The sequence below is a fragment of the Neoroseomonas rubea genome (assembly GCF_016106015.1).
Lineage (GTDB): Bacteria > Pseudomonadota > Alphaproteobacteria > Acetobacterales > Acetobacteraceae > Neoroseomonas > Neoroseomonas rubea.
Map to the genome: position 1 here is coordinate 1 of NZ_JACADQ010000088.1, position 13,613 is coordinate 13,613.

Consider the following 13,613-nt stretch of genomic DNA (forward strand, 5'->3'; position numbering starts at 1 on the left):
GCCGCAGGCGCGCCGCTTCGCGACGCCCGATGCTGCCCGGCCCGGCCCCACGCTCGGCGCCGAGCAGGATGCCGCCGCCGCGGCGCTGCGCGGCGCCGTCGCGCACCGCGCCTTTTCCACCACGCTGCTCACCGGCGTGACGGGCTCGGGCAAGACCGAGGTCTATTTCGAGGCGATCGCCGAGGCGCTGCGCGCGGGCCGCCAGGCGCTGGTGCTGCTGCCGGAGATCGCCTTGTCGACGCAGTGGCTCGACCGCTTCGTCGCGCGCTTCGGCACCGCGCCGGCGCTGTGGCATTCGGAACTCACCTCCCGCACGCGGCGCGACACCTGGCGCGCGGTCGCGGAAGGCGAGGCGACGGTGCTGGTCGGCGCGCGATCCGCGCTGTTCCTGCCTTTCCCGGATCTCGGCCTGATCATCGTGGACGAGGAGCACGAGACCGCCTTCAAGCAGGAGGAAGGCGTCGTCTACCACGCGCGCGACATGGCGGTGGTGCGGGCGCGGCTTTCGGGCGCGGCCTGCGTGCTGGCGAGTGCCACGCCATCGCTGGAAAGTGCGACGAACGCCGAGACGGGGCGCTACGCCGCGCTGCACCTGCCGGCGCGGCATGGCGGCGCCTCGCTGCCGGACGTGGCGCTGGTCGACCTGCGCCGCACGCCGCCGGAGCGCGGGCGCTTCCTCTCCCCGCCGCTCGTCGCGGCGGTGACGGAGACGCTCGCGCGCGGGGAGCAGGCGATGCTGTTCCTGAACCGCCGCGGCTATGCGCCGATGACGCTGTGCCGCGCCTGCGGCCACCGGATGCGCTGCCCGAACTGCACCGCCTGGCTGGTGGAACACCGTGCCCAGCGGCGCCTGCAATGCCATCATTGCGGCCATGTGGAGGCGCCGCCCGAGGCCTGCCCGAATTGCGGCGCGCCACATTCGACCGTGCCGATCGGCCCTGGCGTGGAGCGCGTGCTGGAGGAAGCGAGCACGCTGTGGCCCGAGGCGCGCCGGCTGGTCATGGCATCCGACACCATCCCCGGCCCGGCGGCGGCAGCCGCGGCGGCGAAGGCGATCCAGGACCGCGAGGTCGACCTCGTGATCGGCACGCAGATCGTCGCCAAGGGCTGGCATTTCCCGCACCTGACGCTGGTCGGCGTGGTCGATGCCGACCTTGGCCTCGCCGGCGGCGACCTGCGCGCGGCGGAGCGCACCTTCCAGCTGCTGCACCAGGTGGCCGGGCGGGCGGGGCGGGAGGAGCGCCCCGGCCGCGTGCTGCTGCAGACCTTCGCGCCCGAGCACGCGGTGATGCAGGCGCTCGTCTCCGGTGATCTCGATGCCTTCATGGCCGCGGAGGCGGATGCGCGGCGCCCGGGCCACTGGCCGCCCTTCGGCCGGCTCGCCGCCATCATCGTGAGCGCGGAGGAGGAGCGCGCGGCCGAGCGCGTCGCGCGCGACCTCGGCCTGGCCGCGCCGGGCGGCGATGGGATCGAGGTGCTGGGCCCCGCCCCCGCGCCACTGGCCATCCTGCGCGGTCGGCACCGGCGGCGGTTGCTGTTGAAGACGCGGCGCGACATCGCGGTGCAGCCGCTGCTCGCGGAATGGCTCGCCAAGGTCGACCCGCCCGGGAATGTCCGCGTGCAGGTCGACGTGGACCCTGTCGGCTTTCTGTAGAATGACGGTGTCCAGAGGCCTTTCGGCCTCTGGTGGGGTGAGGTCCGGAGAGGGGCAAGGCCCCTTTCCGGGTCAGCGCGCCGGCCGCACCCCCATGGCGATGGTGCGCTCATCCATGCGCGGGTCATGCGTCATGCCGCGCCGCACCGCCCAGGTGTTCACGTACTGGATCAGCTGGATGTAGGGCTCGGTCTCGGCGTAGCGCACGGTGGCCTCGTGCCACATGGCTTCCCGCCGCTCGTCGTCGAGCGTCGCGGAGGCGCGGGCGAGCAGGTCGTCGAAGGCGGGGTCGGAGAAGCGGGCGTTGTTGTTCGCCCCCGTCAGCCGCACCCGGTCGCGCGTGGCGACGACGTTGGCGAGGAAGTTCGATCCTTCCCCCGTGCTGCTGCCCCAGGCGGCGAGCTGGACCGCGAAATCGTAGCGCGCGCGGCGCGGCACGAAGCCGGTCCAGGGCAGCGCCTGCACCTGCACGCGAACGCCGATGCGCGTCCACATCTGGGCGACCGCCTGCGTCAGGCGCCCATCGTTCGGCCAGCGGTCGTTGGGGGTGGAGAAGGTGACGCGGAATCCTTCCGGATAGCCCGCTTCGGCGAGCAGGCGACGCGCGCCATCCGGGTCGTAGGCGCGCGGCCTGACGGCCGGATTGTACCCAAAGGCGCCCTCGGGCAGCCATTGCGCGGTGGCCGTGCCGGCACCTTCCATCACCTGATCGGCCAGCGCCTGGCGGTTGATCGCCATGGACAGCGCGCGGCGGACGCGGGCGTCGCGGAAGGGGTTGGCGGGCAGGGGGTTGCCGGCATTGTCGGTGACCTGCGGGTCGCCCCCTTCGCGGCCGTAGTCCGGCACGATGTAGACGGTTCGCGTGGAGGGGATGGAGGTCACCGTCACCCGTGCGTCCCGGCGCAGCCGCGCGAGGTCGGAGGTCGGGATCTGTTCGATCAGGTCGACATCGCCCGCCAGCAGCGCCGCGGTGCGTGCCCCATCGTTGGTGATGATGCGGTAGGAAACGCGCGCCCAGGGCTCAGTGCCCCCGAACCAGTTGGGGTTGCGCTCCATCTCGACGCGATCCCCGAGCCGGTAGGAGACGAGGCGATAGGGCCCGGTGCCGATGGCTGCCTTGCCGCTGTTGTAGTCCTCGGTGCTCGCGCCTTCCGCCGCGTGGCGCGCGACGATCGAGACCGAGGCGAGGTCGAGCGGCATCAGCGGATGCGGGGCGGAGGTGTGCAGGCGGATGGTGTGCGGGTCGACCACCTCGACCCGCGTGATCGCGCGCAGGAAGCCCTGGAAGCCGCCCGGGCTGTTCGGCACGTTCGGGACGCGGCCGAAGGTGAAGACCACGTCGTCGGCGGTGAAGGGCCGGCCATCGTGCCAGGTCACGCCCTGGCGCAGCTTGAACTCCCAGACCGTGTCCGAGATGACGCGCCAGGATTCGGCAAGCGACGGGTGCGGGCGGGCCCGCCCGTCGCGTTCCACGAGCCGGTCGAAGATGTGCATGGTGAGCGCGTTGTTCGGCCCGACATTGTGGAAATGCGGGTCGATGGTCGTGACGGGCGCGGCGGAGGCGAGGGTCAGCGTCTGCGCGAAGGCCGATGGCGCGGCGAGCGCGATGGCGCCGGCGAGCGCGGCGCGGGCGATCCTGGACATGCTGCTATTCTCCCGGTGGGCTTCTTGCCGGGAAGGCTAGACCCGGGCCGGGCGGGGACGCCACCCCTGAAACGGCAGGCGCCGCGGCCCCTCGACGGAACCGCGGCGCCCGACGCGCGTCCTGGCCGGGCCGATCAGCCCTGGCGCTCGACCATCAGCTTCTTGATCTCGCCGATCGCCTGTGCCGGGTTCAGCCCCTTCGGGCAGGTCCGGGTGCAGTTCATGATGGTGTGGCAGCGATAGAGCTTGAACGGATCCTCGAGCGCATCGAGCCGCTCGCCCGTCGCCTCGTCGCGACTGTCCGCGATCCAGCGATAGGCCTGCAGCAGCACCGCCGGGCCGAGGTAGCGGTCGCCGTTCCACCAATACGACGGGCAGGCGGTCGAGCAGCAGAAGCAGAGGATGCATTCCCAGAGGCCGTCGAGCTTCGCTCGTTCCTCCTTCGACTGCAGGCGTTCGCCATCGGGCGGCGGCGGACTGTCCGCCTTCAGCCAGGGCTCGACCGAGCGCAACTGGGCGTAGATCTGCGACAGGTCCGGCACCAGGTCCTTCACCACCGGCATGTGCGGCAGCGGGGAGATGCGGACGTCGCCCTTCACCTCCTCGATCGGCTTGAGGCAGGCCAGCGTGTTCAGCCCGTCGATGTTCATCGAGCAGGAGCCGCAGATGCCCTCGCGGCAGGAGCGCCGGAAGGTCAGCGTGCTGTCGACCTCGTTCTTGATCTTGATCAGCGCGTCCAGGACCATCGGCCCGCACTGGTCGAGGTCGATCTCGTAGGTGTCGGTGCGCGGGTTCTCGCCGCTGTCCGGATCCCAGCGATAGATCCTGAACGACTTGACGTTCTTCGCACCCGTGGGCGCGCGATGCCTCTTGCCGTCCTTGACGGTGGAGTTCTTGGGAAGCGTGAAGGTTGCCATCGGGGATCAGGTCCTCAGTACACGCGAGCCTTGGGCGGGAAGACCTGCACCTCGTTGGTCAGCGTGCGCATCTTCACGTCGCGGTAGTCGAGCTTCACCGCATATTTGTCGTCCACGCGGGCGAGCGTGTGCTTCATCCAGTTCGCGTCGTCGCGGTCGGGATGGTCCTCGTGCGAATGGGCGCCGCGGCTTTCGTGGCGGGCATCGGCGCCGTGGATCGTGGTCAGGGCGTTGCCGATCAGGTTGTCGAGTTCCAGCGCCTCGACCAGGTCGGAATTCCAGATCAGCGAGCGGTCGGCGATGCGGATGTCGCCATAGCCGGCGGCGACCTTGTCCATCTTCTCCACGCCCTCGCGCAGCAGCTCCGTGGTGCGGAACACCGCGGCATGGGTCTGCATGGTGCGCTGCATGGTCAGCCGCAGCTCGGACACGCTCGTGCTGCCCTTGGCGTTGCGCACGCGGTCGAAGCGGTCGAGCGAGGCTTCGCCCGCCTTGGGCGGCAGCGGCGCCTGGGAGGCACCGGGCTTGATCGTCTCGGCCGCGCGATGCGCCGCGGCGCGGCCGAACACGACCAGGTCGAGCAGCGAGTTGGTGCCGAGCCGGTTGGCGCCGTGGACCGAGACGCAGGCGGCCTCGCCCACCGCCATCAGGCCGGGGACGACCTTGTCCTGGTCCTTGCCGGTCGCGGCCAGCACCTCGCAATGGATGTTCGTGGGGATTCCGCCCATGTTGTAGTGGACGGTCGGGAGCATCGGGATCGGCTCCTTCGTCACGTCCACGCCGGCAAAGATCTTCGCGGTCTCGGAGATGCCGGGCAGGCGTTCGTGCAGGATGTCTGCGCCCAGGTGCTCGAGGTGCAGGTGGATGTGGTCCTTGTGCGGACCCACGCCGCGGCCCTCGCGGATCTCCATCGACATGGCGCGGGAGACGACGTCGCGGGAGGCGAGGTCCTTGGCCGTCGGCGCGTAGCGCTCCATGAAGCGCTCGCCCTCGGAATTCGTCAGGTAGCCGCCTTCGCCGCGTGCGCCTTCCGTCACCAGGCAGCCCGAGCCGTAGATGCCGGTCGGGTGGAACTGCACGAACTCGTTGTCCTGCAGCGGCAGGCCGGCGCGCAGCACCATGCCGCCGCCATCGCCCGTGCAGGTGTGCGCGGAGGTGCAGGAGAAATAGGCGCGGCCGTAGCCGCCGGTGGCGAGCACCACGGTCTGCGCCCGGAAGCGGTGGATCGAGCCGTCCTCGAGGTTCCAGGCCATCACGCCGCGGCAGGCGCCCTCATCGTCCATGATCAGGTCGAGGGCGAAATACTCGACGAAGAACTCGCAGTTGTGCTTCAGCGACTGCTGATACAGCGTGTGCAGGATGGCGTGGCCGGTGCGGTCCGCCGCGGCGCAGGCGCGCATCGCGGGTTCCTTGCCGTAGTGCTTCATGTGGCCGCCGAAGGGGCGCTGGTAGATGCGCCCGTCCTCCGTCCGGCTGAAGGGCACGCCGTAGTGCTCCAGCTCGATGATCGCGGGAATGGCTTCCCGGCACATATATTCGATCGCGTCCTGGTCGCCGAGCCAGTCCGACCCCTTCACGGTGTCGTACATGTGCCAGCGCCAGTCATCCTCCCCCATGTTGCCGAGCGCCGCGCCGACGCCGCCCTGCGCGGCGACGGTGTGGCTGCGCGTGGGGAAGACCTTGGTGATGCAGGCGGTCTTGAGACCGGCGGCGCCCATGCCGAAGGTGGCGCGCAGCCCCGCGCCGCCGGCGCCGACCACCACCACGTCATAGGTGTGGTCCACGATGCGGTAGGCGCCCATGGAAGGCTTGCTGATCGCGTTCATCGCATCTGTCTCGTTCTTCGCGCGGCGGGGAATGCGCCCTCCGGCCCGCGTTGTTCCTGTCCTCAACCACCCAACTAGTCAGCCCCGGCGCATGCGCCAGGGGTCGGTCACACGGCGATGCGCAGCACCGCGAGCGTCGCCGCCAGCCACAGCAGCGCGCAGGCGCCCTTCACCGCGAGGATCGCGCCCATACGCGCCAGTTCGGGCCGGAGATAGTCCTCGATCACCACCTGCAGCCCGGCCGCGGTGTGGTGGAAGGCGGCGGCCAGGAAGGCCAGCAGCAGCACGGCGTTGAACGGACGCCCGATCCAGGACGTCACTTCCTGCCAGGTGCTGTCCGGCATGCCGGCCAGCGAGAAGACGAGCCACAGCGTCAGCGGCAGCAGCGCGATGGAGGTGACGCGCTGCATCCACCAGTGATGCGTCCCCCCCTTGGCGGCGCCCAGGCCGCGCACGCGGCCGAGCGGGGTGCGGAGGGTGCGGAGCGTCGGCGCGGTGTCGGCCATCTCGGTCAGATCCAGGCGATCAGGAGCATGAGCCAGGTCAGCGCCGTCAGCGCCCCGGTGCCGATCAGCACCGCCCGGCCGGTCAGGTAGGTGGTGGGCAGGTCGAAGCCGCGCCCCGAATCCCACCACAGGTGCCGCAGCCCCGCCAGCGTGTGGTACCAGGCTGCCGCCGTCAGCCCCATGAGCCCCAGCACGCCGAGGAAGGAGCCGAAGAACCACTGCGCCTTGCCGAACGGCGCTTCGCCGGCCGCGGCGGCAACCAGCCACCAGACCAGGAAGGCCAGCCCGAGCGACCAGACAACGCCGGTGATGCGGTGGGCGATGGACAGCGCGCTCGTCAACTGCAGCATGTCGTAGGCCTGCAGGTGCGGCGAGAGAGGGCGGCGCACGAGGCTGCCGTCCGAACGGCGGCCGACCATCACGGCCTCCCGCGCGTCGGTGATCTTGGACATGGGTCCGGTACTCCAGACGGCCGCTTTCCCCGTCCCCGATCCGGGGGTGGCCTGTTCGGGCGCCTTTGTATGGTGCGGCGCGGGAGAGCGTCAAATCGACGTGGGTGCTCGCTCGGGCTTCGCCCGGGCGGGCGGAACCGCAGGGCGAATCCGCGTGTGGGACCCTAGGCGCCCCGGATTAAGAATTCCTGGATCGGCACGGCGGATGGGATGTCCGGGACGCTGCGCAGCCGGATCATCGCCGGCGGCGCCCCGCGCGCCCGGGGCTCAGTCGAACAGATGCGGGACGAAGCGACTCGTGTCGCGCGTCACCGGCGTCGAATCCTCCCGGATGCCGATGCCCGCCGGCGCGCCGTCGATGATCCAGGATCCGATGACGGGGTAGCGCCCGCCGAACCGTGGAAGTTCGGCATAGGCCTGCCAGACGCGCGGCTGGTCGGCATAGGGCCCGTCGGTCTCGATCCCCGGGGCGGAGATGTTCGACCCTTCCCGCCCCCAGATCGGCTTGGCGATCTCCGGCCCGCCGGTCAGGCCGGGTTCCAGATGCGCGGCGAGCAGGTTCGGATGGTCAGGGAACAGGTGCCAGATCAGCGAGAGGAACGCCTTGCTCGCGGGTATCAGCCGCCAGGCCGGCTCGATCCAGCGCGTGCGCGCCTTGGCGATATTGGCGCCGAAGGCCTCCCGCAGCAGCCAGTCCCAGGGATAGAGCTTGAACATCGCCTCGATCGGCCGGTCCTCGAGGTCGGTGAAGACCACGCCGTTCCAGCCGATTTCCTCCATCGTCAGGAAGGGCGCCTCGTGGCCGGCCTGGATCGCCGTGTCGCGCAGGTAGTCGACCGTGCCGCGATCCTCGACGCTCGATCCGTCGCAGCAGAAATGCACCGTGGGCGGCAGGCCGATCCGGCCCCAGGCGGCGATCAGCGCCTCATGCAGCCCGTTGAACTGGTCGTGCAGTTCGGGGCCGCGCCCGTCATCGAGGCATTGCAGCCATTCCCACTGCACCACCGCGGCCTCGAACAGCGCGGTCGGCGTGTCGGCGTTGTATTCCAGCAGCTTCGGCTCGCCTGTCCCGTCCCAGCGCAGGTCGAGCCGGCCGTAGAGCGACGGCTCCGCCCGCTCCCAGGATCGCTTGACGATCGGCCAGGCGCCGTCGGGGATGCCGAGCGGGCCGTTGAGGTCGTTCGCGACGGCATGCGCCACGGCGGCGCGGCTGATGCGCTCGATTTCCGCGGTCGCGGCTTCCAGCGCGTCGATCTCGCCTTCGGTGAAGCGGTAATAGGCGCTCTCGTCCCAGTAGGGCTCACCGGCGACATCGGCGAAGGCGAAGCCCATGCGCCGCGCCCTTTCGCGCCGATCCGGCCGCGGCTCGAGCGTGCGGCGCTCCATGGCTCAGCCGCCCGAGGAGGAGAAGGCGCGCCCCACGCCGCCGAACCCGCCGCGGGAGGATGCGGAAGGGTCGCCGCGGAAGCCCGTCGCGCCGGCCAGCGCCGGGCCGCGCGTGCCGCCGCCGCCGGCGAAGAACAGGCCGCCGCCCGTGCGGGTGGAGGAGGATCGGGCCGAGGCGCAGATCTGGTCCGCATCCGGCCGTGCCTGGGCGCGCGCCTCCTGGCATTCCCGCTGCCGCGCCGCGCCGGTCGAGGGCATCATCATCGCCGCGCCGCCGAGCATGACGCCGCCGCCGAGCAGGACCAGGGTGATGGTGTGCGCCATACGCATGGGGCGATGCTAGACGCCGCTGTCGCCGCGAGGGAAGCACTCCGCGCCGGATGCTGTGACGCGCTTCACACCCCGCGCCGCGATCGCAGCCGCACGGCGCGGGCCGGGCCGCATCGGCGCAGCGCGCGCACGCCCGCGTCCCGCGCGCCGCGTCAGGCGGAATGCGCCTTCAGCGTCTTCCTGTCCGGGAAGGGTGCCGTCACGCGGAGCACGACGCGGGGGGATTTCGCGTTCCATCCCTCCTGCTGGTCCGGCACGCCACCGACCGTTTCCCAGATGACCTCGAGCGCGATGTCGGCGCGCTTCAGTTCGAAGGCGCTGCCGGCGCGGGTGAGGAAGCCGACCCCGATGCAGCCCTCGAAATGGGCGGGCAGCGAGCCCTTGTGCACGAAGATGTTCTCCTGCTGCTGGCTCGGCGCCTTGCCCGCCCAGGGATGGATGATCCGCTTCTTCGCCGAGTGCCAGTACATGACGGCGCGCGCGAATTCGCCCGCGGGCAGGTGCACGAAGTCCGGCACCGCGGTCAGGTCGAAGCGTTCGATCGTGTCGAAGGCCAGGCCTCCGACCGTGAGCGTGCCGACAAGTCCGCAGCAGGTCTTTCCCCCGCTGACATGCGAGATGTAGGTCGAGCCACGCTCGTAGGTGACCACGGGACGCGCCATGTTCCGCTCCTTCGCTGCAACCGCATGGATCCGGCAGGCTGGCGCGCCCGTCACGCCAGTGTTAGCGGCTGGACACTAGGCCCAGGGCGGTTGACGCAGAAGCCCCCGGCGCGCTGCAATGTGAGGAACTTCACAGGTTTGCCGCCATGACCGCCGATCCCCCGCCGCCCGAGGGCACCGGCCGCGACGCCCGGATCATCGCGCTGATCGGCACCGGGCATTTCCTCTCGCATTTCTACATGCTGTGCCTGCCGCCGCTCTTCCTGATCTGGCGTGAGGAATTCGGCGCCTCCTATGCCGAACTCGGCCTGGCGGTCGCGCTGATGGCGGGCACCACCGCGCTGCTGCAGACGCCGGTCGGATTCTGGGTGGACCGCTACGGCGCGCGACCCTTCCTGGTGGGCGGGACGCTGTTGATGGCGCTCTCCGTCTCCGCCATGGCGGCCGCACCGGGGATCTGGGCGATCTGGCTGCTCGCCGTGCTCTCGGGCATCGGCAATTCGGTGATCCATCCGGCGGACTACGCGATCCTGGCGGGGTCGATCGACAAGTCGCGCATGGGCCGTGCCTTCGCGCTGCACACCTTCACCGGCAATCTCGGCTTCGCGCTGGCGCCGCCGGTGATCGCGGTGCTCGCCGCCGCGATGGGCTGGCGCGGCGCGCTGCTGCTGGTGGGCCTGCTCGGCGTCCCCGTCGTGCTCGCCATCCTGGTGCAGAGCCGCATCCTGCGCGACCAGGCGAAGCCCAGGAAAACGGGGGAGGAGCCCTCGGGGCGGGAGGTGCTGCTCTCGCGCCCCATCCTGCTGTTCTTCGCCTTCTTCCTGCTGTCGTCCATGGCGGGGTCCGGCATCCAGGCCTTCGTCATCACCGTGCTTGGCAAGCTGTGGGGCACGCCCGTTGCCGTCGCCTCGATGGTGCTGACCGGCTACATGGTGGGTGCCACCGCCGGCACGCTGGTGGGCGGCTGGGTGGCGGATGCGACCAAGCGCAACCTGATCGGCTTCGTCGTGGTGCTGACCGGCTTTGCCATCGCGATGATCCTCGTACTCGGCCTGCTGCCGCTGCCCGAATTCCTGCTGCCGGTCGTGGGGCTGCTGGGCGGGCTCGCACTCGGCGCGTCCCGCACGCCGCGCGACGTGATGCTGAAGGACGCAGCCCCGCCGGGGCAGATCGGCAAGGTCTTCGGCTTCGTCTCGGCCGGGCTGCCGCTGGGCGGGGCTATCACGCCGGTGCCGCTCGGCTTCCTGATCGACATGGGATATCCGGGCCTGGTTTTGCCCGTCGTCGCGGCGCTGCTCGCGCTGTCGCTGCTCTGCGCGGGTTCGGCGCAGGCCGATGCGCGCAGCCGCCGGGCGGCGGCGGTCCCGGCGGAGTGAGCGCATCGGATCCCGTCCGATGAGCGCCTTCGACGACCTGCTGCTGGCGCTCACCTGGGCGGCCGTCGCGGTGCTCGCGGTGGCCGGCGCGCTCAGCGCGTCACGCAAGCAGCTCGACCCGGTCGGCTTCATGCTCGTCGCCTGCCTCTGCGCCTTCGGCGGCGGCACGGTGCGGGACGTGATCCTCGACCAGCCGGTGTTCTGGCTGGCGGCGCCGGAGATGGTCGCGCTCGCGGCCGGCCTCGCGGTGGTCGTCTTCTTCACCGCGCACCTGCTGGAACGTCGCTTCGTCGTGCTGTTGTGGGCGGATGCCGTCGGGCTCGGGCTGTTCGCCGTGCTGGGTGCGGAAGCGGCGCAGCGCGCCGGCGCGGCGGCCTGGGTCGCGGTGCTGATGGGCACCATCACGGCGACCTTCGGCGGCGTGCTGCGGGACATCGTCTGCGCCGAGGTGCCGCTGATCCTGCGGCGCGAGATCTACGCGACCGCCGCCGCGCTCGGCGCCGTGGCCTTCGTCCTGCTCGGGGCGCTGGGCGCGGAGCGGACCATCGCCATCTCCGCCGGCGGGCTGATCGCCTTCGGCGTGCGCGCGGCGGCGATCCTGGCCGGCTGGTCGCTGCCGGCCTATCGCGCGCGGCCCGGCCGCGACTATCCGGACGCGCGATGACCCAGCCCGTCCTCGCCGTCCTGCTGACGCTGGCGGCCGGGCTGCTCTACACGCTGGGCTACGCGATCGCGAAGATCCTGTCCGGCACGCTCGACCCGGTGCAGATCACCTTCCTCCGCTCCGCGGTCGTGCTGGTCGCGGCCATCGCCTGGCTGCCGCGTCTGGCCGACCCCGCGGGCGCGGTGCGGCGGCTGGTGGCACCACCCCGGGCGATGGACCAGCGGCTGGCGGCCGCCATGCTGATCCTGTCCACCACGCTCGCCGTCATCGGCTATGCGTTGGTGCCGGTCACGGAAGCCTCGGCGCTGGGGTTCACCGCGCCGATCATCCTCGTGCTGCTCGGCGCGCTCGTGCTGAAGGAGAAGGTGACGCCGCGCCGCTGGGTGGCGGTGGCCCTCGGCTTCGCCGGCATGGTCGCGGTGGTGCGCCCGGGCGGCGAGTTGTTCACCTGGGCCGCCATCATGCCGGTCTCGGCCGCGCTGACCTACGCGGTCTACCAGGTGATGACGCGCCGCATCCGTGGCGTCGCGGATGAATGGGACGTGACGCTGCAGGGTGCGCTCGCGGGCGTGGTGCTGCTCGCCCCCGCCATGCCCTTCCTGTGGCGGGCGCCGGACATGGACGCGATCCTGCTCACGCTGGTCTATGCCGGGGTGCAGACGGCGGCGCTGCTGTGCCTCGCGGGCGGGGTGCGGCGGGCGGAGGTCTCGGGCCTCGCGCCCTGGCACTATTCGCGCATCGTCTTCGCGCTGGCGCTCGATGCGCTGCTGTTCGCGCGCATCCCCGGCGCCTGGGCGCTGGCCGGCTGCGGGCTGATCGCGGCGGGCGGGCTGGTGCTCGCCTGGCCGCGGCGGCGGGGTCCTAACGGCGGCACGAGCCCTTGACCTCGTGCCGAGGCCGCGAACGCGGCAAGACACCAGTCTGAGCGCGCGCAAAAGCCGATGCCCGCGGTCGAAGCATTCGACCGCTGGTGTCAGGCGGCGTCCAGCACGCCGTTGCGGTGCAGTTCCTCGGCGATCTGCACCGCGTTCAGCGCGGCGCCCTTGCGCAGGTTGTCCGCCACGCACCAGAAGGCCAGGCCGTTCGGCACCGTCGGGTCCCGCCGCAGGCGGGAGACGAAGACCGCATCCTCCCCCGCGATCTCGAGCGGCGTGGCGTAGCCGCCATCGTCGCGCGTATCGAGTAGCGTGAGCCCCGGCGCGTCGCGCAGTGCCTCGCGCGCCTGGCGCTCGGTGATCGGGGTCTCGAATTCCGCGTGCACCGCCTCGGCATGGCCGATCATCACCGGCACGCGCACGCAGGTCGCCATCACCTGGATGTCGGGGTCGAGGATCTTGCGCGTCTCGACCGCCATCTTCCATTCCTCCTTCGTCGCGCCGTCGTCCATGAAGCGGTCGATATGCGGGATGACGTTGAAGGCGATGGGCTTGGTGAACTGCTCGGGCGTCGGCGGGTCGTTGACGAAGATGCCGCGGGTCTGGCTCCAGAGCTCGTCCATCGCCTCCTTCCCCGCGCCGGAGACCGACTGGTAGGTGGCGACGACGATGCGTCGCACCTTCGCGATGTCGTGCAGCGGCTTCAGCGCGACGACCATCTGGATCGTCGAGCAGTTCGGATTGGCGATGATGCCGCGCTTCGGCCGGCGCGCGAGATGCTGCGGGTTCACCTCCGGCACCACCAGCGGCACGCCCGGTTCCATGCGGAACTGGGAGGTGTTGTCGATGACGAGGCAACCCGCCGCCGCCGCGCGCGGCGCATGCACGGCCGAGACGGCGGCACCTGGCGAGAACAGCCCGAGATGCGTACCCGCGAAGTCGAAGCGCTCGAGGTCGCGGACCTTGAGGACGCGATCCTCCCCGTAGGAGACCTCCGCGCCCGCGGAGCGGCCGGAGGCCAGGGCCACCACCTCATCGGCCGGGAAGCCCCGCTCGGCCAGCGTCTTCAGGATCTCCCGCCCGACCGCGCCGGTGGCGCCGACGACCGCGACACGATAGCCCATGCGACTTCTCCCTCGACGCGCGCTGCTCTACAGCAGCGCGCCCTCCGGGGGAACCGGCGCGGGCCGTTACGCCGCGCGTACGGCCCTGAGGAAGCCTGTGCTGCGCTCCTTGAGGGTCTCGGCGTCGCCGGCGAGCGCGCCGGAGGCGTCGAGGACGGCGGAGGCGGATGCGCCTGTCGCGTCGGCGGCGTTGCGGA

13 protein-coding genes are annotated in these 13,613 nt (G+C 71.2%); 4 read left to right on the forward strand and 9 right to left on the reverse strand.

The annotated features are described in order from the left end of the window. Positions 1-1,654 (forward strand): primosomal protein N' (locus tag HW577_RS11010; RefSeq protein WP_198376183.1); only part of this gene is annotated, 1,654 nt, incomplete at its 5' end. Between the two features lie 72 nt (positions 1,655-1,726). On the opposite strand, the gene HW577_RS11015 is transcribed toward HW577_RS11010, so the two are convergent. The 8 genes from HW577_RS11015 to HW577_RS11050 all read right to left on the reverse strand — a co-directional run bounded on the left by HW577_RS11015 (position 1,727) and on the right by HW577_RS11050 (position 9,377). Continuing rightward, positions 1,727-3,298: an ABC transporter substrate-binding protein gene (locus HW577_RS11015; RefSeq protein ID WP_198376184.1), complete on the reverse strand. Its 1,572-nt coding sequence runs from the start codon at positions 3,296-3,298 to the stop codon at positions 1,727-1,729. Between the two features lie 134 nt (positions 3,299-3,432). Beyond that, positions 3,433-4,215, reverse strand: a complete 783-nt coding sequence (locus tag HW577_RS11020) for a succinate dehydrogenase iron-sulfur subunit (protein ID WP_198376185.1) — start codon at positions 4,213-4,215, stop codon at positions 3,433-3,435. A gap of 14 nt (positions 4,216-4,229) precedes the next feature. Beyond that, on the reverse strand, positions 4,230-6,041 hold the full coding sequence (sdhA, locus tag HW577_RS11025) for a succinate dehydrogenase flavoprotein subunit (protein WP_198376186.1): 1,812 nt from the start codon (positions 6,039-6,041) through the stop codon (positions 4,230-4,232). 107 nt (positions 6,042-6,148) lie between these two features. Then, positions 6,149-6,547 (reverse strand): succinate dehydrogenase, hydrophobic membrane anchor protein, encoded by a 399-nt coding sequence (sdhD, locus tag HW577_RS11030; RefSeq protein ID WP_198376187.1) that lies wholly within the window; start codon positions 6,545-6,547, stop codon positions 6,149-6,151. 5 nt (positions 6,548-6,552) lie between these two features. Then, positions 6,553-6,999, reverse strand: coding sequence for a succinate dehydrogenase, cytochrome b556 subunit (gene sdhC / locus HW577_RS11035; RefSeq protein WP_198376188.1), 447 nt, complete (start codon positions 6,997-6,999; stop codon positions 6,553-6,555). 267 nt (positions 7,000-7,266) lie between these two features. Beyond that, on the reverse strand, positions 7,267-8,385 hold the full coding sequence (locus tag HW577_RS11040; RefSeq protein ID WP_198376189.1) for a glutathionylspermidine synthase family protein: 1,119 nt from the start codon (positions 8,383-8,385) through the stop codon (positions 7,267-7,269). A 3-nt stretch (positions 8,386-8,388) separates the two neighbouring features. Further along, a complete protein-coding gene (locus HW577_RS11045) occupies positions 8,389-8,715 on the reverse strand; it encodes a hypothetical protein (protein ID WP_198376190.1) in 327 nt (108 codons plus the stop codon). A 152-nt stretch (positions 8,716-8,867) separates the two neighbouring features. Further along, positions 8,868-9,377 carry a hypothetical protein gene (locus HW577_RS11050; RefSeq protein WP_198376191.1) on the reverse strand — a complete coding sequence of 170 codons (510 nt, stop codon included), beginning with the start codon at positions 9,375-9,377 and terminating at the stop codon, positions 8,868-8,870. 146 nt (positions 9,378-9,523) lie between these two features. Between HW577_RS11050 and HW577_RS11055 the strand changes: the two genes are divergently transcribed. From HW577_RS11055 to HW577_RS11065, 3 genes are read left to right on the forward strand one after another with little or no spacing between them, the layout of a single operon-like run. Beyond that, positions 9,524-10,753: an MFS transporter gene (locus tag HW577_RS11055; RefSeq protein ID WP_198376192.1), complete on the forward strand. Its 1,230-nt coding sequence runs from the start codon at positions 9,524-9,526 to the stop codon at positions 10,751-10,753. A 19-nt stretch (positions 10,754-10,772) separates the two neighbouring features. After that, on the forward strand, positions 10,773-11,417 hold the full coding sequence (locus HW577_RS11060) for a trimeric intracellular cation channel family protein (RefSeq protein ID WP_198376193.1): 645 nt from the start codon (positions 10,773-10,775) through the stop codon (positions 11,415-11,417). Then, complete coding sequence (locus HW577_RS11065) at positions 11,414-12,301, forward strand: DMT family transporter (RefSeq protein ID WP_198376194.1); 888 nt, start codon at positions 11,414-11,416, stop codon at positions 12,299-12,301. The genes HW577_RS11060 and HW577_RS11065 overlap by 4 nt, the downstream gene beginning before the upstream one ends. A gap of 89 nt (positions 12,302-12,390) precedes the next feature. Here HW577_RS11065 and HW577_RS11070 read toward each other — a convergent pair whose 3' ends face one another. Next, positions 12,391-13,416: an aspartate-semialdehyde dehydrogenase gene (locus tag HW577_RS11070; protein WP_198376195.1), complete on the reverse strand. Its 1,026-nt coding sequence runs from the start codon at positions 13,414-13,416 to the stop codon at positions 12,391-12,393. Positions 13,417-13,613 lie beyond the last annotated feature (197 nt).